The following is a 21,604-nucleotide window of genomic DNA, read 5'->3' as shown; positions in this document are numbered from 1 at the left end:
GTTATTGCAAATATATACTGCCTTGGTTGCCGCCGTTATAGTACTTTTGCGGAAACTTTTTTACGTATGAGGTTTGAGCAGGCGGTGTCTGTACAATGGCTGGCAGAATTTACTGGAGCGGAATTGGTAGGCGATACAGAACAGATGGCTACGGGTATCAATGAGATACACAAAGTGATTCCGGGTGATATTTCGTTTGTTGACTTTGAGAAGTATTACAATAAATGCCTGCTTTCGGCTGCGACGATTATTATCATCAACAAAAAAGTTGAATGTCCACAAGGCAAAACCCTGCTGGTACACCCTGATCCGTTCAGTGCATACGTGAAAATTGTAAAGCACTTCCGCCCGTTCGAGCCTGCCAATAAGATGATCAGCGATACAGCTATCATCGGTGACGATACACATATACAGCCCGGCGTGTTCATAGGCAACCATGTGCAGATCGGTAAAAACTGTCTGATACATCCTAACGTAACCATTTACGACCACGTTATTATTGGCGACAATGTGATCATCCACGCCGGTTCTGTTATTGGCGCAGATGCTTTCTATTTCAAGCGCCGGAAAGAACTGAAGTCACAATACGATAAACTGGAAAGCTGTGGTCGTGTCATCATAGAGAATGATGTAGAAATAGGCGCGTGCTGTACTATCGACAAAGGTGTAAGCGGCGATACCATCATTGGTCTCGGCACCAAGCTTGATAACCATATCCACATTGGCCATGGTGCGGTAATAGGCCGCAATTGCCTGTTTGCCGCGCAGGTGGGCGTTGGCGGCAAAGCCATCATACAAGACGAAGTAATACTCTGGGGACAGGTAGGTGTAAGTAAAGATCTGACCATCGGCCAGGGTGCTATAGTGTATGCGCAAAGCGGCGTTGCTCAGAGCATCGAAGGCGGCAAAGTTTACTTTGGTAGTCCCGTCGAAGACGCGCGCTCCAAAATGCGTGAGTTCAACTGGATCAAACGTATTCCTGAGATCTGGGATAAGATCACCAACCCAAAGAATATCTAATTATTAGGGCTCTTCCACTCAGTTTTTAGCAGGCCTGTGATAACCAGGTCTTCTAACCTGCCGTTCATGAAATAGCTCTGGCGGATGACACCCTCTACTTTGCAGCCAAGCCTTTCGGCTACTTTGGCGCTACGTTTGTTAGCAGGCATAAAGTGGATCTCTATCTTATTGAGGCCCGGTTTCTCGAACAGGAAATCTATAAAGCGAACAAGGCATTTATTGATAATGCCCTGACCTTCGTATTCTTTCTTGATCCAGTAACCCAGCTGCGCTTTCTTCAACAGATGGTCCCAGTCGTGCATGCCAATGCCGCCAATGATGTCGCGGTTATGGAAGATGCCTAGCTCCAACGCTTGCTGGTTATGCAGCTGCTGTTGGGTGCGTTGTATGAACTGCAGGATATGCTCCTGTTTGGTGGTAGCATCTACCCAACGCAGCCACGACCTCAGGTGCATACGCGATTCATCTACCGCTTTGAACAAAGCAGGGGCATCGTCCGGTTGAAACGAACGGAGCAATAACTCATTGTCTATGAGTATAGAAACCATAGACCGTGAAAATAGTAATTAGTGCTTAAAGTGACGAGTTTGTGTCAGCACGAGCGCCATCCCCTGCTCTTTGCAGTACTGGATAGTGTCGTTGTCGCGCATAGAGCCACCCGGCTGAATGATCGCTTTGATACCTGCCTCGTGAGCCATCCTCGCGCAATCATCGAACGGGAAGAACGCGTCTGATGCCAATACTGCACCTTCCAGCTTGAAGCCGAATTGTTTCGACTTGTCCAAAGCCTGGCGAAGCGCATCGATGCGGCTGGTTTGGCCGCAACCTTTACCGATCAGTTGCTTGTCTTTTACCAGTGCGATAGCGTTCGACTTGAGGTGCTTGCACACGATGTTGGCAAATACCAGGTCTTGTTTCTGCTCGTCAGTGGTATCCTGCGCGCCGGCTTCCATCCATTCTGCATAGTTGGTCTTATCGGCTTCCTGCACCAGCACACCGTTCAGTATACGCTTGTATTCGCGTTGAGGGAAGAATGATTCTTTTTGCAGTAGCAGTATACGGTTCTTCTTGCCTTTCAGCAATGCTAACGCATCTTCATTGAATGAAGGCGCTACCAGTATTTCGAAGAAGAGTTCGTTGATCTTTTGTGCTACTTCCAATGTGATCGGCTGGTTGGTGATGAGCACACCACCGAAAGCACTTTCAGGATCGCCGGCAAGTGCAGCTTCCCATGCGCTCACTACATCACCACGTTCTGCAACGCCACACACGTTGGTGTGTTTGATGATGGCAAACGCTGGCTTGCTGAATTCTGAAATGATCTGGCAGGCAGCATCTGTATCAACAAGGTTGTTGTAAGAAAGTTCTTTACCATTCAGCTTGTCGAAGATAGCATCAATATCACCATAGAACGCCGCCGACTGGTGTGGGTTTTCGCCGTAGCGAAGTGATTTTTCATTACCGACAGACATTTGGAATGAACTGCTATGCTCCTGGTTGAAATAAGAAGCGATAGCTACATCGTAGTGTGCGCACTCAGCAAAAGCTGCAGCAGCAAAAGCACGACGGTTTTCAATAGTTGTTTCACCGTTTTGTGATTGCAGCAGCTCCAACAGCGAGCCGTATTGGTTGCGTGATGCTACGATGCAAACGTCTTTATAATTCTTACCGGCAGCACGTATCAGCGATACACCACCGATGTCGATTTTCTCGATGATAGTTTTCTCGTCGTTGGTGCTTTTTACTGTTTCCTCGAACGGATACAGGTCAACGATCACCAGGTCGAGCAGGGGAATCTCGTATTCAGCTACGTGTTTCTGATCGTCTTCGAAATCGCGACGAGCCAGGATACCACCGAATACTTTAGGATGCAGGGTTTTTACGCGGCCACCCAGGATAGAAGGATAGCTGGTAACAGTTTCAACCGCCGTGCACGGAATGCCCAGTTGCTCGATAAAGGTCTGCGTTCCACCCGTAGAGTAAATAGTTACTCCCAGTTCGTTCAGCTTGCGAACGATCGGTTCCAGGCCATCTTTATAGAAAACAGATATCAGTGCAGATTGAATACGGCGGTTCATAAAAAGAAACTTTAATCTATGTTTTGAGCCGCGAAGATAGGAAGGTTAGGCGACATAGCCGTTATAAGCCTGGCAGTATAAAGGCGCCATCCGTCTGGGTGGCGTGCATGGGTATGTGCAGGCTATCGCAGACCTGCTTGCATTTTATTGATTGGCTGCGCGATACATGGCTGCCCAGGATTATCTTTTGTGGGTGGTACAGCGCGTTGATCTCAGCCAGCTGACGGGGTTTGGGCTTGAAATTGACAATAATATAATCTGAGGGCACGGACGCCATGGCAGTCGCAGAGTCTAATATCAAAACTTTTTTGCCAACTATTTCAAAAGACCTGGTGTTCAGCGATGTCGTTCCTTCCCATGCATACCAGCCGACCTGTGCTGGTTTTAATGCATAGGTGCGCTGCTTTTCGGTAAGGCTGGTATCCGAATTGAGCACTGAGTACTTCCAGCCTTCTATAAGTTCGATGTGATTGATGTGGTTAATATTATAGACGATTAGTCTTTGCTGGTGCAATGCCTGCCAGCGACTGACGCCCAATGATATCACTAAAACACAGAACGTTGCTAGTGCTACAAATAAGACAGGTCTTTTCTTTTTGAAAAAGTAAATAGCAGCAAGGGTAATGGTGCCATACAGCAATACCATTTCGATGGTTGTGATATTTAGATGCAGCAGTGAAGCTGGATTGAATTGCTGTATGTTGAATACGAATGTGTGAAACACTGAAGTCAGCCATGTTGTCACGATAGCCAGCAAATGTGCTACTGGTGCCATAGAGCTGAATGCGATGATCAGCATGCCGGCTACCAACACAATACCCATAAAAAGGAAGGCTGCGACGTTGGCTATAATGAACATTAGCGGGAACAAATGGAAATAGTAAACCACTAACGGTGCAACTAAAATTTCGGCAGCAATACTCGCAACGATCGTTCCCCAGAGCCCGCGCGTTATGGCATGGGAAGGTTGCCATAGGTTGTAGATAGGTTTGTAGAAAACTATCAGTGACAGCACTGCGATAAACGACAGCTGAAAGCCCACAGAATACAACCACATTGGCTGCACACACAATAGAACGAAAGCTGCCGCAAATAATTGATTCAAACTATTGGGTTGTTTCTGGAAGATAAAGCCGACACCCAGAATGGAGAACATGATGGCTGCACGCACAGCAGACGGCGGTGCTCCGGATATTAATACATACGCCCAGATTAGCGGCAAGGCCAACGCGTATTTTATCCAACGATATTTTTTACTCCTGATCCAGCCAAGACAAAAGGTGATAATGAAAAAGAAAAACGCAATGTGCGAACCGGAGATAACAATAACATGAATAATGCCTGTTTCGGAATAAGCCTGCCTTAGTTCGCTGTCAAGATTTGCTTCGTCACCTATCAGCATTGCCTGTATCAGGCCCAGCGTTTGTTTATCAGAGATAAATGTTTGAAGGCGCGCCATGCACCAGTTGTGTACTTCATCTGTCCATGCAAGACTAGTGCTTCGGTTGAATAACCTTATATCACTCTGTGCAAGAAACTGCTGGAAATACAAGTTATGCTGTGCCGTGTAGCGTGCATAGTCAAACTCGAAAGGATTGCCCGCGTTTTTTATCGGCTGCCAATTGTTGGGCAGGAATACGGTGTCGCCTTGTTTGAAAGGAAAATGATCGCCGTATTTGAAGACGTACACGAATGCACTGCCAGAAGTTTTCGAAAGCATGGTTCCTTTGATGCTACCCAGAACATTCACTTCCAGTTTCCATGTTTTCTCTTTTTCAGCCGGCGGCTCTGCAATGGTTGCGACGAACGCATCCGCGGTTGATACCTGTTTGCCAAACCAGTCTTTATTGTTGCGAACATCATTTAAAAAGCACAGAGCCCAAGCTGAAAGAATGACCACAGCATGCAGCAATACAAAATGCACAATGCGAACGGCTGTGTGTTGCTTGCGGGCCAAAGCAACTACTATAAATAGCAACAGGCATATTGTTATGCCTGTTATAATAGTATTGAAAGTTAAGTTGATGTCGTTATAAACAGCAATGCCTGCTATCAGCGGCAACAGTAGCCTTGTAAAAGGCGCCTGCTCCCAGAAGTCAGCTTTATTTACCGGCCATTGCTTCATACCGGTAAAGATAGTAATTAAGGTATAGCGGGTGTGCCCGTTTGTAGTGCCGCTAGTCTATTGCGTGCGACCTGCACATACGTGCTTCCAGGATAATTCACTATTAGCAGCTCATAGTATTTTTTGGCTTCGTCATTCTGCTTCAGGTAGCGTTCATTAATGTCAGCTATTTTGAACACAGCGTCATCGCCCAATACGTCCTCTGCATGTTTGTCATGTATCTCTTTCAGGAAGGTGAGCGCTCTTGCGTATTCACGATGCTTCTCGGCAAGTTCGGCTTTCTGCATCAGGATATCATCTTTCAACGGATGTTCCGGGAAGGCTGTAAGCAGGCTATCCAGCAGTGTCTCCGCTTCTTTATCCTTGTTTTGGAACGTCAGCAGGTCGGCATAGGCGAACCGGCGTATGGGTACGAAGTTGCTGTCAGGCGTAATATTCTCCAGTATCAATACCGATAGGTACAGAGCGTCGTTAGCGATCAGTTCAGAGGTTGAGGCTTTCAATACCGAAAGCTGTCCTTCAGCCCATTGAAAGTCGCCGCGGTAATATGCGAGCTTGGCGTTTCTGAAACGAGCTTCTTCGCCCAGCAGGTCTTCGCGAAAATCTTTATCCACCTGGCTATATAATAGTGATGCTTCCCATACCTTTCCTGTAAGGATATAGTAATCGCCCAGGTCGAGTTTTACCCTGCCGGCGATATCCTTGCGCAACGCCGGTTGCTCCAAGGCTTTCGTCAAAAGGTCTACAGCCTTTTGCGGGTTGTTGGCGTAACGTGCTTCCAGCCTGGCATAGTCCCTAATGGATTCTGAAGTATAATACTGCGGGAATTCTGCAAAGAAGGCTTCGTATTCTTTTTGTACAGTGGCTACGTCCGAAGGCTTGTATGCATAATTGGCCTGCAGTTGGGCGAACAATACACCAAGTTTTTCACTTTTGGCCAGACTATAGTAAGGCAATTTGGCGCCCTTAGCTATTATGGCATCGTAGCCTTTTATAGCATATTCATATTTATCCTCCTTCGCTGCATAGCGTGCAAACTCTAGCAGTCGGTCTCCATTCTCCTTGTTGCGCTCGTCCAATGCTTCTATCTGCAATAAGGCACCATCCCAATCATCGCGTTGTGTATACAGCCATGTCAACAGCTCGGCGTAGTATGGATTCTCTGGTTGCTCGTTTATTTTTTTCACCAGCGTTTTCTGCGCCTGTTGCAGATTCTTTTTATCGGTGCCTAAAAATTCCAGCAATGTAGCTTTGGTATCTTCCAGCATGCCCTGCTGACCCGGACCTGCTTCTAACAGCGTGTTGATTGCTTTCTCTATCTGGCCGCTCTTGGCATATAACCTTGACATTGGGCCGCTATAGAAGTAAGGGTTCTTGAGAATATCACGTGCGCGTTCGTAGGTCTTCAGCGTGTAGTCATCACGACCAAGTGTACTAAATGCATTAGCTATTTGCTGCGTCATCAGATCGTCGCCGTTAATGAACTTAATAGCTTCGTCAAACTGCTCCTCAGCTTTTTTGTCTTTACCAGCTGCTAAATACACACGACCCATATCCACATAACTCAGCGGATGATGCTGTCGCATTTTTTGCTGTTCGCCAACCAGCTTTTCAGCACCCTTCAGATCTTTCGATTGTATCAACACATTCAGGTACTCCGTGTACACGTCGGCATTGGTCGGGTTTTGGTCGTACAGTTTTTTGTAGATGTCTATTGCTTTTTCGTACTGCTTCTGTTCTACGAATATGCGAGCCTGTGTAATAGGATCGCCCTGCGCGAATGATAGTGCAGGCAAGATTGCCAGTAACACCATCAGCAGTAGTTTATATAATTCACGTTTCATTCTCCACACTCCTTTTCTCACGTTAGTCATTGTCTTAGTTTCTTAAGGGTTTACCGGTTTGTAAAATACTTTGCAATCGTTCCAATGTTTTCTTTTGTCCGCACAGGCTCAGGAAGGTTTCCCGCTCCAGGTCGAGCAGGTATTGCTCGGTCACTGTTGTAGCTGCCGACAGATCGCCACCGCATATCACATAGGCCAGTTTCTGAGCAAGGAATTGATCGTAATCGCTGATGTAGTTGCCTAACCGCATAGCATGCAGGCCGCTCAACAAACCACCCATACCGCCACGGCCCTGAACCTTAATGTCTGCGCGCATAGAGGGCTGTGTATATCCCAGCTCATACATTGCCAGCACTTTTCGCTTGGCATCTGCTATGCGCCTATCCTGGTTCATCGATATACTATCAGTGCCTTTGCGAAGCACGAAATTGTCGAACGCTTCATGTGCCGACGTTGATACTTTGGCCGTGCCTACGTTGATGAACAATTGCTGCAGGTAGTTAACCTCTATATCTTCTTTTATGATACGGTCGCCGGCGCGCACGGCCATTTCCTTCGTACCGCCACCGCCGGGTATCAGGCCTACGCCTAGTTCCACTAACCCGATATAGCTTTCGGCGGCTGCTTGTACAGCATCAGCATGTAGGCACATTTCACAGCCACCACCCAGTGTCAGCCCGTGTGGTGCTACTACTACAGGAACGCTACTATAACGCAAACGCATAGTGCTGTTCTGAAATTGCCTGATGGCCATATCCAGCTCATCGTATTCCTGCTCGGCTGCAAACATGAAGATAAGGCCCACATTGGCGCCTGCACTGAAGTTGGGGCCGCTGTTGGCTATGACCAGACCTTTGTATTTCTCTTCAGCTATTGCAACAGCTTTATTCACGCCAGCCAATACTTCCCCGCCTATGCTGTTCATCTTGGTGCTCCATTGCAGAGCTACTACATCGTCACCAATATCTACCAGCTTGCAGGCGCTATTACTCCAAACAACTTTATCGCTAAGATTTTCCAGCAGGATAAATGTATCTGTGCCTGGAATTGCCTCGTAAGACTGAGTATGGATATCGTAGTATTTCTTTTTGCCATCTTCATTTTTGTAAAAGGTCTTGTTGCCTTTGGCGACCATCTCTTCCACCCATGCCGCAGGTTTTACGTTGCCTGCTTTCATGTGCTCCAGCACTTTCTCTACACCCAGCACATCCCAGCTTTCAAACGCACCTAATTCCCAGCCGAAACCGGCTTTAAGCGCATCGTCTATTTTGTAGACCTCATCGGCAATTTCGGGAACACGGTTGCTGGCATAGGCGAATATCAGGTGGTGAAACAGGCGGTAGAATTCACCTGCTTTATCCTGTCCGGCATACAAAGCTTTCAACCTGGCAGGAAGCTCTTCTATTGGCTTCGCAGTTTCCAGGGTGGCAAACTTTGACTTCTGCTTTGGGCCATATTCCATGGTCTCCAGGTTTAGCGTAAATATTTCACTCTTAGGCATTACTACCTGTTTTTCATCGCCTCTTGCTTCGGGTGATGCAGTGAATGGTGCCTTTACTTTCTTATAAAAACCCTGCCCTGTTTTATCGCCAAACCATTTATTTTCTATCATTTTTTCGATGAAAGGAGGCAAGTTGAATAGCTCCTTCATCTCATCGTTGGGCACGTTTTGTGGCAGAGCTTTAGCCACATGCACCAGCGTGTCAAGACCTACCACGTCGCCGGTACGGAAAGTTGCGGATTTGGGTCGGCCCATTACCGGACCAGTGAGGGTATCTACGTCATCGATATTCAGTCCAAGCTGATGCATGACCTTAAACACAGCCATAAAGCCAAATACACCTACACGGTTGGCAATAAACGCTGGGGTGTCTTTGCACAATACCGTGGTTTTACCCAGGAACCTGCTGCCGTAATCCATCAGGAAACTGATGACTTCCGGTTTGGTATCCGGCGCCGGTATGATCTCTAGTAACCGCAGGTAGCGCGGTGGATTGAAAAAGTGCGTCCCGCAGAAATGCTTCCGGAAGTCCTCGCTCCGGCCTTCCGCCATCATCCGTATCGGAATCCCCGATGTATTGGAGGTGATCAGCGTACCGGGCTTGCGGTACTGCTCTATGCGCTCAAATATCTTTTGCTTGATGTCCAGTCGTTCTATCACCACTTCTATCACCCAATCGCACTCGGCGATCTTTGGCAGATCATCTTCAATATTCCCGGTCTGTATCTTGCTGGCTACTGCTTTGGAATAAACTGCCGAAGGTTTGCCCTTCAGTGTTGCCTGCAGTGCGTCGTTTACGATCCTGTTTCTTACCTGTTTGTTTTCAAGTGTGAGGCTTTTGGCCTTCTCTGCGTCGTTCAGTTCGTTGGGCACAATGTCCAGCAATAATACCTGTACACCAATACCTGCGAAATGCGCCGCGATCCTACTCCCCATAACCCCGCTGCCTACTACCGCCACTCTACGGATAGCTCTGTTCATGAAGTCTTTTTAATACCACCACAATTTAATCAAAAATGGGGTGGTGCATGATTTAGTTATATAAATATTAACAATGTCAGCTTTTGTGATACTTGTATGTTAACCAAACAGCAATAACCTTACCACGGGAGCCGATTTCGCTCTAATCCATATCTTTGTGCGTATGCAATCCTTACAGGAACAGATAAAAGCCCACGAACAGGATATCAATAGTTTCACTCCGGCCGATGCAAAAGAGCTGGAAGAATACCGTATAAAATACCTCGGTACCAAGGGTATCGTGAAGCAGATATTCGGTGAGATGAAAAACGTGCCGGTTGAGCAGAAGAAAGAAGCCGGACAGGTGCTGAACGCGTTCAAGCAATTGGCCGAGGGCAAGTACGAAGAGTTCAAACACCTGCAGGATGGCGCTTCGCAAAAAGGTCCGGCTATAGATATTACTATGCCGGGTACTGAGCTGCCTTTGGGCACGCGTCACCCGCTGCGCATGGTAGAAAACCAGATAGTTTCGATATTCGAGAAGATAGGCTTTAGTGTAGCCACCGGTCCTGAAATAGAGGATGACTGGCACAACTTTACTTCGCTGAATATGCCGGAGCACCACCCGGCCCGCGATATGCAGGATACGTTCTACGTGTCGCAAAACCCGGATTGGGTGCTGCGTACGCACACCTCATCGGTACAGGCGCGCATTATGGAGCAGGGCAAGCTGCCGGTAAGGGTATTGTGTCCGGGCCGTGTGTACCGCAACGAGACCATCTCGGCGCGCGCGCACTGCTTCTTCCATCAGTGCGAAGGTCTGTATATTGATAAAGGTGTTTCGTTCGCTGACCTGAAGCAAGCGCTATACTACTTCGTGACTGAAATGTTCGGACCGGATACGAAAGTGCGCTTCCGCCCGTCTTACTTCCCGTTCACTGAGCCAAGTGCGGAAATGGACATCTCGTGCACCGTGTGTGGCGGCAGTGGCTGCAACCTATGTAAACACACCGGCTGGGTAGAAATATTGGGTTGTGGTATGGTGCACCCGAACATGTTGCGCAACTTTGGTATCGATCCCGAGGTGTACACCGGTTATGCATTTGGTATGGGTATCGAGCGTATCACGCAGATAAAATACCAGGTGAACGACCTGCGGTTGTATTCGCAAAACGACGTCAGATTTTTGAAACAGTTCCAATCCCAATAGATTGAAAATGGTAAAAGGTAAAATGAAAAATATGAACTCTCATTTTACCTTTTTCATTTTACCCTTTACATTGCAAGCATGATCCTCGTAACCGGAGCAAGCGGTTTTTTAGGCCAGCACCTGGTACGCTACCTTTCGGAGCAGGGCCATGCTGTGCGTGCGCTGTATTTCCGGTGCCAACCTGACGAGGAGTTATCGTCGCTCAAGAACGTCAGCTGGCAGCAATGCGATCTGCTCGATGTTTTTGCAGTAGAAGAGGTGATGGAGGGAATAACACAGGTTTACCACTGTGCCGGCATCGTTTCCTTTGAGCGCCAGCGAAAAGAAGAGTTGCTGCATTTCAATGTTGAAAGCACTGCCAATATCGTTAATGAAGCCCTGCTGCAAAATGTCGACAAGCTGCTCTATGTGAGTTCAGTGGCGGCACTCGGTCGGGCTGCAAAACCCGGAGAGCCGATCTCTGAAGACGTGCAGTGGGAAGAGTCCGGGCACTATTCCAGTTATGGCCTCAGTAAATACATGGCAGAGATAGAGGTATGGCGCGGTATGGCTGAAGGGTTAAATGCAGTGATCATCAACCCCGCTACTATACTGGGCGAAGGGTCCAACTGGGACCAGGGCTCGGCGAGGCTGATCAAAGTGGTGTACAGTGAATTCCCTTTTTATACCGAGGGTATTACCGGCTGGGTAGATGTACAGGACGTAGTGAAAGCGTCGTACATGCTCATGCAATCCGAGATCCGCGATGAACGCTTCATTATCAGCGCGGGAAACCATGCATATAAGGAGATATTTACCACTATGGCCCGGGAAATGGGGAGAAAAGCACCCCATATCAGGGCCGGTAGGCTGCTTTCCGGGCTGGTTTGGCGCTGGAATGAATTTCGTAATACATTGTGGGGATCAAAGATCACCGTAACGAAAGAGACAGCCAGGGCAGCAGGCCGTAAGGTGTTCTATAATAACCGGAAGTTAATGGAGTTTTTGCCGGGGTTTGAATACCAGCCCGTAAAAACGACGATAGCCCGTATGGCAGCGGCTTACCTCAATAGCAGAAAATAAAAATATTTTGGTTTTTTCACCAAAACATTTGTAATCTTGCATCAGTGGAATATGAGTTCCCATCTTTTCGTTCAGTGACCTGAATTTTTTCCCTTTTTCTTTTTACGGATTAAACCTGGGCGTACAAGGAGATCAAGTATTTAACACATTTGGCTTTTATAGGAATCATATCAAACTTTTTTCTGAAAAGAGATTAGCATGCCTTACGATATTGCACAATTGAACGACATGCTCGTTCCTGAACTAGTGGATGTAGCGGACAATATGAAGATCAAAAATCCACGCTCTCTCGATAAACAAACTCTTATTTATAAAATATTGGATCAGCAAGCATTAAACAACGACAAAACCACGGCAACGGACGAGGCAAAAAAACCTCGTGCAAGAAAACCCAAAGCTGAAGCCGCTCCTGCTAAAACTGCCGAACCCGCAGAAGAACCTAAAAGACCTGTAAAGGCACGAAAGCCTAAGACAGAAGCAACTGTTGAAGAACCAAACGAATCAGTACCTGCAGGTTGGTCTGAACTGATGAACGAGATAGGTGAAACGCCTGCAAAGAAGCATACGGAAGCAAAAGCTCCTGCAGCTGAGGAGGCTTCTGGTATCGTAATGCCTGCGGCTGAAGCAGAAGGCGCCGTACAGGCACCGCAGCAACCTGTTGCTGAGCAACAGCAGCAACGTCCGCAGCAACATCAAGGTGGTCGTCATCAGCACCAGCATCAACGCCGCGAAGAGAAGCAAAGCAATTTCAATATCGAATTCGACGGACAAGTGTTCAGCGAAGGCGTATTGGAAATGATGCCTGATGGTTATGGCTTCCTGCGTAGCAGTGATTACAACTACTTAAGCTCACCGGATGATATCTATGTATCTCCGTCGCAAATAAAACTGTTCGGTCTGAAGACCGGCGATACCGTACGCGGTACAGTTCGTCCACCGAAAGAAGGTGAAAAATATTTCGCTCTCCTGAAGGTAGATAGTATTAATGGCAAACACCCGGATGATATACGCGACCGCGTACCGTTTGATTACTTGACACCGCTGTTTCCATATGAGAAGCTGAACCTTACTCCAAAGCTTGCCAACAACTATGGTACTCGTATCATGGACCTGTTCACTCCAATAGGTAAAGGCCAGCGTGGACTGATAGTAGCGCAGCCTAAAACGGGTAAGACAATGCTGCTGAAGGATGTGGCCAACGCGATAGCTGCCAACCACCCTGAATGCTACCTGATGATCGTACTGGTGGATGAGCGTCCCGAAGAAGTTACTGATATGCAACGTAGCGTACGTGCAGAGGTGATCGCTTCTACTTTCGATGAACCGGCTGACAAACACGTAAAAGTTTCAACTATAGCGCTGCAAAAAGCAAAACGTCTTGTTGAAGTTGGTCACGATGTGGTGATCCTGCTCGACTCGATCACGCGTCTTGCACGTGCACACAATACTGTTGCGCCAGCATCTGGTAAAGTGTTGAGTGGTGGTGTGGAAGCTAACGCGATGCAAAAGCCAAAACAGTTCTTCGGTGCTGCACGTAAGATCGAGAATGGTGGTTCACTCACCATTTTGGCAACAGCGCTGATCGATACAGGTTCTAAAATGGACGAGGTGATCTTTGAAGAATTTAAAGGTACAGGTAACATGGAGTTGCAGCTTGACCGCCGCCTGGCTAACAAGCGTATCTTCCCTGCTATCGATATCACTTCATCTTCTACACGTCGCGACGACCTGCTGTTGGATAAAGATGTGTTAAACAAAATGTGGGTGCTCCGCAATCATATTGCCGACATGCATACTGACGAAGCAATGAACTTCCTGATGCAGCAAATGCGCGGAACTAAGAGCAACGAAGAGTTCCTGGCAACAATGAATAAATAGTAGATCTGGAATTTTATATAAATAAAGCAGCCTTTTCAGGCTGCTTTATTTATGCGTATATACAAACAAAAAAGGCAGCCTGCCGTGGCTGCCTTTTTTGTTTTGTGAGTCCCTCTTAAGTTATTTCAATACAACCCGGGAGCTATAAATGTCCTTGGCTATTGTCACGTGGATATTGTAGGTGCCTTTGGCAACATGACCCAGTTCAAATACTATCGTGTTCATCCCTACCACGTGGCGTCTTTCTATCACTTTACCCAGTACATCGGTGATGAGTATCTGCGCCTGGTTATCGCCGTTTGGTAATTGAAGGATGAAGCTACCTTCGCTCGGGTTAGGATATACACTAATCTCTTTCACTGTTTCAAATGGCGTCACTTCTGCACTTGTTTCGGCGATCTCATTCTCGTCATGTTCTTCTTGTGGTTCGCCCGCTTTATTTGCAGTAATGCAATCGCCAGGATAGTCGCCATGATTCAGGTGTGATTGCACTGCATTGGCGCTGATGGTCTTAGTGCTGCCGTTATGACAAACCTTGATCTTATCGCCCGAACGGATATCAATAACTTCAATAGTCTTTGTCGTTGTTTGGATGCAACCTTTTGCGTCGGTAACTGTCAGCGTATACGTCTTGGTAGTTGTTGGATTAACGCTTGCGCTGGATATTGTACTTGTTGCGCCGGTCCAGTTATAGCTGTAAGCTGCTGTGCCACCTGTTGCTGATGCAGACAATGTAACCGATTGCGGACCAAAACCGAGGTAGATAGTATACGGTTGTCCATTAGTAACAGTTACCGTGGGACTAACTCCAATGCTGGCACTTATAGCTGTTGGTTGAGTAATTGTGAAATTCAAGGCTTTCTGACAGCCCTTCGAATCAGTAATAGTTACGGAGTAGTTGCCAGCAGCCAGGTTGGTAACGTCTTGTGTTGTCGCATTGTTGCTCCAGTTATAAGTGTATGGAGCAGTGCCACCAGATACGGTCAGGTCGATAGCGCCGTTGTTGCCGTCACGGCAGCTTACATTTGTAGTAGTGCCATTGGCGGAGATGAATGCCGGAGTCGTTACCACAAACAGTTTGTTATCGCTGCAATTGTTAGCGTCTGTTACATTCAGGTAGTACAGCCCAGCATACAAGCCTGTCCTATCTTCAGTTGTCGCGTTGCTCAGCAGCCAGTTGTATGTATAAGGTGCGGTGCCGCCTGTTACTGTTACATCTATAGCACCGTCGTTATTACCGAAGCAGGTTACATTGGTTACATTGCCTGCGACGCTTATCGGTGCTGCTGCGCCACTGACGTTAAAGCTCAGTGTAGCGCTGCAGTCAGTAGCATCTGTTATGGTCACGGTATAAGTACCAGCTGCAAGGCCGGTCCTGTTTTGTGCAGTGATGTTGTTACCCCAGTTGAATGAGTAAGGTGCAGTACCACCTGATGGAGTCAGCGTGATGGCGCCATTGTTTTGGCCATTGCATCCGGTTACGTTAGTAACAGAAGCAGTTGCGCTTACTACCTGTGCGCTGCCACCTACTGTGAAACTCTGGCTAACAACGGTGTTGGCAGCATCGGTAACAGTTACTGTGTAATTGCCAGATGCCAGTGCGCTTACATTTTGCGTAGTCGCATTGTTGCTCCAGCTATAATTGAATGGTGCAACGCCACCATTGATAGAAATATAGATGGCGCCATTGTTGCTGCCACAAGTAGTATTGGTAACACTACCTGTAACAACGAACAGCGCAGGCTGGGAAACTGTGTAACTGGCCGTAGTAGAGCAGCCTTTAGCATCGGTTACAGTTACGGTGTAATTGCCGGCCGACAGGTTGGCTGGATCTTCAGCTGTTGTGTTATTGCTCCACTGGTAGGTGTAAGGTGACGTACCGCCTATGGCAGTGATATTGATACTGCCGTTGGCGCCACCATTGGTAGTTACATCTGTCACGATACCAGAGACCGAAACTGCAGATATAGGTTGAGCGATAGTGAAACCAGCTGTAGCAGTACAGTTATTAGCATCTGTAACAAGGACTGAATAAGCGCCGGCCGACAAACTGTTTACATCTTCAGTAGTGCTGTTGTTGCTCCATTGGTAGTTGTAAGGAGCAGTGCCGCTGTTTACCGTTAGGTTGATGCTGCCGGTTGCCGTTTGATAGCATGATGCATTGCTGGCAACACCGCCCAGCGACACAGCTACCGGTGCTGTTACAGTGGCAGACGCCGCAGTTGTACAACCGTTCGCATCACTAACGTTAACGCTGTAGTTGCCGGGCGTTAAACCTGATATGGCAGGAGTAGTAGCATTGTTGCTCCACGAGTAAGAATAAGGAGTGGTGCCACCAGTTGTTATTACGCTTGCAGTGCCATCGGTATTGTTACCTGTGCAGGAAGTGCTGGTTGTGGTGGCTATGGCTGTAAGCGTGGTAGGCGCTATTACTGCTATAGTTTCTGAATAAGAGCAACCGCTGCCATAAGAAACGACTACTGTGTAGTTGCCTGCAGCGATTCCGCTAATGTCTTCTGTGGTTGCGCTGTTGTTCCAGCTATAGCTATATGGGCCAACGCCACCTGATGCTGTGATATTGATTGCACCATTCGCACCGCCGTTACACGAAACATTTGTGACATTCTTAGTTAGAACGAATGCCGTTGGCTGAGAGATGGTAAATGATGCATTGGCAGAGCAACCTTTTGCGTCGCTCACAGCAACGCTGTAGCTACCCGCGGTGATACCTGACAGGTCTTGTGTAGATGTATTATTGCTCCAGCTGTAGCTGTAAGGAGCAGTACCGCCTGATACGGTTACATCAATAGCGCCCGTGTTTGCTGCAAAGCAGTTTGCGTTAGCGGTGGTTCCGCTAACCGACAGTGAAGTTGGTTGTGTAACCATCGCAGCTGTAGTAGCAGTACAACCATTCGCATCTGTTATGTTAACAGAATAGTTGCCAGGTGCCAGGTTGCTGATGTCCTCAGTAGTGGCATTGTTACTCCAGGTGTAGTTATACGGTGCAGTGCCGCCCATTACTGAAAGGTCAATGTGACCATTACCTGCATTGTAGCAGCTTACATTAGTAACGTCGATTGTAGCACCTAATAATAACGGTTCGCTAATAGTAAAACCAGCAGTTGCAGTACAACCGTTGGCGTCTGTAACGGTAACTGTGTAGCTGCCCGGTGCAAGTGATTGCAGATCTTCAGAAGTAGCGTTATTATTCCACGAGTACGTGTATGGCGCAGTTCCGCCGGCAGCTGTAATATTGATAGTGCCGTTTGCAACTCCATTACAGGTAACATCAGTTGCCATGCCATTTACGGTAAGCAATGTTGGTTGCGTAATAGTATACGTACCTGACTTGCTGCAATTCAGCGCATCGGTTACGGTAACTGAATAAGTGCCCGGTGCAAGGTTGATGAGGTTTTGTGAGATGGCACTGTTGCTCCATGCAAAAGTATGCGGAGCGGTTCCACCAGCCACCAGGTTGATGGTGCCGTTATTCGCTCCAAAGCAGGTTATGTTGTAGGCGCTTCCAGAGATCAGCGCAGGTGTTGGCTCATTGATGGTGAATGTGTCTGCAGCGTTACAGCCTTTTGTGTCAGATACTTCAAATGAGTAGATGCCAGCCAGCTTATTGCTTACGTCTTCAGTATTGTCACCAGAGCTCCAGTTGTAAGTGAATGGAGGGTTGCCTGCATTGATCGTGATATTGATAGAGCCCGTGCCTCCGTTACAAAGAGGATCATTTATCGCATAACTGATGATCTCGGGAGAAGAGAATACCTGCACTGTAGCGCTTCCGTTCATCTCATTGCTACAGGTCCCCAGTTTAGCAGTTACAGTATAAGTACCAGCCTGGATTACCGCGGCCAATGTCAGCGGACTGCCTGTGCCAGTTATTGGCGCGCCAAAGTTCACATTGTTGCGTTTCAGTTGATAGCTAACACCAGCTTGCGAATTAGATAATCCTATAGGCAATCCCGGCCTGCCGGTGCAGTATACACCGCCGCCAGTCATGTTCTGAATCGCAGCAACTGGTAAAACGGTGATCTCCGCAGTATCAAACGCCGTACAACCGGCATTGCTCATAGCGGTTACTTTGTAAATATGGCTAACACTGGGGGTAAGCGTGAGGCACGTAGCACCCAGGTTGGTAAGACCGGGACCCGCATCCCAGGTAAACATGTGCGTAAGACCGGCGCCTGATGATACCAGTGCAGTTCCGTTCACAACGTTGCCGGAATTATTATAAGAAGTAAGATCTGGAGTCGTCGTACCATTAACCACCTCGTTCATGGGCCAGTATCCAACAAGTCCTGTTGCTGTTGGATGGGAAGAAACACGATAGTTACATTGTATGTCTGAAGCGCCGGCTGCATAGTTCCAGATACGCAGTTCGTCCATCAAGCCTTTAAAGGGCGCATTTAATGACACATAGTTACCAACCACTACATCCGTGGTGGAGTTGATGTTATAACCGGGTGCAGAAGTGGTAGCATGCAGTATGCCATTCACATATATCTTGAGTGAAGTACCATCGTAGGTGCCGGTGATATGGAACCAGGGGCCTAAATTGAATGTATTGGACTGTACAACAACCTCGTTTCCTTCTTTGCCTATGCAAAACTGGAACCTGTTGTTTATCTGGCGGATCGCATAGCCAGTTTCAAAGCTGGTGGCGATAGGCAGTTTAGACACAAGACCCTGTACCGTATTGTTTAGCTGCGGACGAGCCCATATCTCTACTGTTATATTGTTGGAGTTCAGTTGCGACTGGTGTGGAATGGCCACATGTGCATTAGAAGCGAGGAACGTATTGAACTGGGCGGCTTGTCCCGAATTATTTGAACCAGTTATAGAAACTGATATTGGAGTGCCGGGGCAGACAACATTGTTGCTAGTATTGATAAATACAGTAGGCGCAGGACTGGCAGTGATAACAGTAGTTGCCGAAGTGTACTGTATCATCGCACTGGTTACCACCACAGTGTACTGACCGGTTTGTTTAGCGGCATAGCTCTGCTGAGTGGCGCCAAAGATCGGGAAACCGAAATTGAGCCACTGGTAGCTGTTACCGGGACTGGCGGTTAACAAGACCGAATCGCCGGGGCAAATTGTTGAGGAACCGTTTATGGTAATGGTGGCCTGCGCACGGACACCCAAAACACTTAAAAGTGCGATTGCAATAAAAAAAGCGATTTTGACGAAGCTTTTTTTCATGAGAGAATCAGTTGTTGTTTTTGATCCTCTACTTAACCCCTATTACATCTAATTGTGAATAATCAAGCAGGGGGCGAAATTATAATATAGATGAGCTATCGCACCTGAAAAACAAGCGATTAACCAATCGTTAACTCGCGGTTAAGAACTCGTTAAGGCCCGCGTCCAGCTTCGTGCCTGTATCTTGCTCATTATCAGTTGTTTTCAGTTTTTCAGTCGGAAATTAATCAGAATTTAATAACGTCTTATTAATTTTTATTGTACCTCGATAATTTGTATATTTGCTATTAATATGGAAGAACCGTTAGGCGTAGACGAATTGTAAAATTCGATATTTATATGATTGTCGGAAATTAGTTGTTGAATAAAAAACTGCATCAAACTGTAATAGTTTCGACCTGAAAGGCCGGATGGGCAAGCTTTTCACGATTTGCCTTTTAGATTTTGGCAATTCCCTTAGCTTTGTACCCTCATTTAAGCCTACAAATAAAAATTATCTCGCATATCATGCAGGCAACACTCGAGCAAGCCGTAAAACTGGGACTTCGCGAAGAAGAATTCGAACAGATAAAACAGATACTGGGTCGTACCCCCAATTTCAACGAAGTAGCCATGTACTCCGTAATGTGGAGTGAGCACTGTAGCTACAAGAACTCCATCAAATGGCTCAAGACCCTTCCCCGTGATGGTGAGCGCCTGCTGGTAAAAGCCGGCGAGGAGAATGCAGGTCTTGTAGATATTGGCGATGGCTGGGGCTGCGTGTTCAAGATCGAATCGCACAACCACCCTTCGGCTATCGAACCTTTCCAGGGAGCGGCAACCGGCGTAGGTGGTATCCACCGCGATATCTTCACTATGGGTGCGCGTCCGATAGCTTCACTTAACTCGCTGCGCTTTGGTAAACTGGATAACCACAAAACCAAATGGCTGCTGAAAGGTGTGGTTAAAGGCATTAGCCACTACGGTAACTGCTTTGGCGTACCAACTGTAGCCGGTGAGATCTATTTCGAAAGCTGCTACCAAACCAACCCGCTCGTTAACGCAATGAGCGTTGGTGTGGTGAAAGTAGGTCAAACAGTATCAGCCACTTCGCATGGTGAAGGCAACCCGGTGTTTATTGTGGGCGCTTCCACAGGTAAAGACGGTATCGGCGGTGCGTCTTTTGCTTCTGCCGATATCACTGAAGAAAGTGCAGAACAACTGCCTTCAGTACAAGTAGGCGATCCATTCGAAGAAAAGAAACTGCTCGAAGCCTGCCTGGAAATGATCCCGACAGGTACTTTGATAGGTATGCAGGATATGGGTGCTGCAGGTATCACTTGCTCTACCAGCGAGATGAGCGCTAAAGGCGAACATGGTATGATCATCCACCTGGATAAAGTGCCGACCCGCCAACAGAACATGAAGGCATGGGAAATGCTGCTGAGCGAAAGCCAGGAGCGCATGCTGATAGTGGTGAAGAAAGGCCGCGAAGCTGAAGTGCAGCGCATTTTCGACAAGTGGGATATTCACTGTGTGCAGATAGGCGAAGTAACTGCCGACAAGAACCTGAAATATTACATGAACGGCGAACTGATCGCTGATGTACCTGCCGAAAGCCTGGTACTTGGTGGCGGCGCTCCTGTTTATGAGCGTGAATACAGCGAGCCGAAATATTTTGCAGAGATCAAGAAATTCAATGCCAGCTCAGTTGCTGTTCCAGCTGACATGATCGATGCTGCATACCAGCTTATCAAATTACCGACAATCGCTTCTAAGCGTTGGATCTACGATCAGTACGATTCAATGGTGGGTACAGGTAATACCCAAACAAACGAGCCGAGCGATGCTGCTGTAGTTCGTGTACACGGTACGCAAAAAGCGTTGGCTGTAACAACTGACTGCAATAGCCGTTATGTATTTGCGGATCCTTACGTAGGTGGTATGGTTGCGGTGAGCGAAGCCGCCCGTAACATTGTATGTAGCGGTGGTTTGCCGGTAGCTATTACAAACTGTCTGAACTTCGGTAACCCTTACAATCCTGAAGTATACTACCAGTTCGTAAATGCTATTAAGGGTATGGGCGACGCGTGCCGTAAGCTGGGTACGCCTGTAACCGGTGGTAATGTTAGCTTCTACAACCAATCTGAAGATGGCCCGGTTTACCCAACTCCAACTATTGGTATGGTGGGTACGCTCGATAATCTTGATCAGAAGATGACAATGAACTTCAAACACGATGGAGACATTATCTACCTTATCGGTCACAACCCTGAAGACCTCAACTGTTCTGAATACCTGCATCACATCTGTGGCGTAACGCACAGTCCTGCTCCGTACTTCAACCTTGATGAAGAAGCTACACTGCAGGATAAACTATTGCAGATCGTTCGCAATAAGCAAGTGCATTCAGCGCACGATATTTCGGAAGGTGGTCTTTTCATAACGCTGATAGAAAGCGCGATGAAAGAGAACCTTGGTTTCGAGATCACTACTGACAAGAATATGCGTAAAGACGCATTCCTGTTTGGTGAAGCGCAGAGCCGCGTAGTAGTTACCGGCACATGGGCAAAACAGCCTGAGATCGAAGCTGCGCTGGCTGGGATACCTTTCGTTAAGATCGGTACTGTTCAGACGGGTGGTCACATCACCATTGACGGTGAAAGCTGGGGTCACATCAGCGACTGGAAAAATGCCTACGATACAGCGATTGAGAATTTGCTGAACGCGTAATCT

At 47.5% G+C, this 21,604-nt stretch carries 11 protein-coding genes; 5 read left to right on the top strand and 6 right to left on the bottom strand.

What is annotated here, in order from left to right; genetic code table 11:
* Positions 1-66 precede the first annotated feature (66 nt).
* The gene (locus P2W83_RS05440) at positions 67-1,020 is read left to right on the top strand and encodes a UDP-3-O-(3-hydroxymyristoyl)glucosamine N-acyltransferase (RefSeq protein WP_276132685.1); all 954 of its coding nucleotides are present in this window, start codon (positions 67-69) and stop codon (positions 1,018-1,020) included.
* Here P2W83_RS05440 and P2W83_RS05435 read toward each other — a convergent pair.
* From P2W83_RS05435 to P2W83_RS05415, 5 genes are all read right to left on the bottom strand, one after another.
* Positions 1,017-1,568, bottom strand: a complete 552-nt coding sequence (locus P2W83_RS05435) for a GNAT family N-acetyltransferase (protein WP_276132684.1) — start codon at positions 1,566-1,568, stop codon at positions 1,017-1,019. The two genes, P2W83_RS05440 and P2W83_RS05435, sit on opposite strands and share 4 nt — an antisense overlap.
* Before the next feature lie 18 nt (positions 1,569-1,586).
* Positions 1,587-3,098, bottom strand: coding sequence for a bifunctional phosphoribosylaminoimidazolecarboxamide formyltransferase/IMP cyclohydrolase (gene purH / locus P2W83_RS05430; protein WP_276132683.1), 1,512 nt, complete (start codon positions 3,096-3,098; stop codon positions 1,587-1,589).
* Positions 3,099-3,159: 61 nt separating this feature from the next.
* Positions 3,160-5,223: a ComEC/Rec2 family competence protein gene (locus tag P2W83_RS05425; RefSeq protein WP_276132682.1), complete on the bottom strand. Its 2,064-nt coding sequence runs from the start codon at positions 5,221-5,223 to the stop codon at positions 3,160-3,162.
* 17 nt (positions 5,224-5,240) lie between these two features.
* Complete coding sequence (locus tag P2W83_RS05420; RefSeq protein WP_276132681.1) at positions 5,241-7,097, bottom strand: tetratricopeptide repeat protein; 1,857 nt, start codon at positions 7,095-7,097, stop codon at positions 5,241-5,243.
* A gap of 4 nt (positions 7,098-7,101) precedes the next feature.
* Positions 7,102-9,549: a 3-hydroxyacyl-CoA dehydrogenase/enoyl-CoA hydratase family protein gene (locus tag P2W83_RS05415; RefSeq protein WP_276132680.1), complete on the bottom strand. Its 2,448-nt coding sequence runs from the start codon at positions 9,547-9,549 to the stop codon at positions 7,102-7,104.
* A gap of 163 nt (positions 9,550-9,712) precedes the next feature.
* On the opposite strand from P2W83_RS05415, the gene pheS reads away from it, so the two are divergent.
* The 3 genes from pheS (at position 9,713) to rho (ending at position 13,678) form a co-directional block, all read left to right on the top strand.
* On the top strand, positions 9,713-10,738 hold the full coding sequence (gene pheS, locus P2W83_RS05410; RefSeq protein WP_276132679.1) for a phenylalanine--tRNA ligase subunit alpha: 1,026 nt from the start codon (positions 9,713-9,715) through the stop codon (positions 10,736-10,738).
* A gap of 78 nt (positions 10,739-10,816) precedes the next feature.
* A complete protein-coding gene (locus tag P2W83_RS05405; protein ID WP_276132678.1) occupies positions 10,817-11,800 on the top strand; it encodes an NAD-dependent epimerase/dehydratase family protein in 984 nt (327 codons plus the stop codon).
* Positions 11,801-11,998: 198 nt separating this feature from the next.
* Positions 11,999-13,678, top strand: coding sequence for a transcription termination factor Rho (gene rho, locus P2W83_RS05400; RefSeq protein WP_276132677.1), 1,680 nt, complete (start codon positions 11,999-12,001; stop codon positions 13,676-13,678).
* 120 nt (positions 13,679-13,798) lie between these two features.
* Here rho and P2W83_RS05395 read toward each other — a convergent pair whose 3' ends face one another.
* A complete protein-coding gene (locus P2W83_RS05395) occupies positions 13,799-18,889 on the bottom strand; it encodes a LamG-like jellyroll fold domain-containing protein (RefSeq protein WP_276132676.1) in 5,091 nt (1,696 codons plus the stop codon).
* 507 nt (positions 18,890-19,396) lie between these two features.
* Between P2W83_RS05395 and purL the strand changes: the two genes are divergently transcribed.
* Positions 19,397-21,601 (top strand): phosphoribosylformylglycinamidine synthase subunit PurL, encoded by a 2,205-nt coding sequence (gene purL, locus P2W83_RS05390; RefSeq protein ID WP_276132675.1) that lies wholly within the window; start codon positions 19,397-19,399, stop codon positions 21,599-21,601.
* The last annotated feature ends 3 nt before the right edge of the window (positions 21,602-21,604 follow it).

This window comes from Polluticoccus soli (assembly GCF_029269745.1).
Taxonomy (GTDB): Bacteria; Bacteroidota; Bacteroidia; order Chitinophagales; family Chitinophagaceae; genus Polluticoccus; species Polluticoccus soli.
The sequence above is the reverse complement of the archived record's forward strand: the minus strand, read 5'-3'. Positions and strand labels throughout refer to the sequence as shown.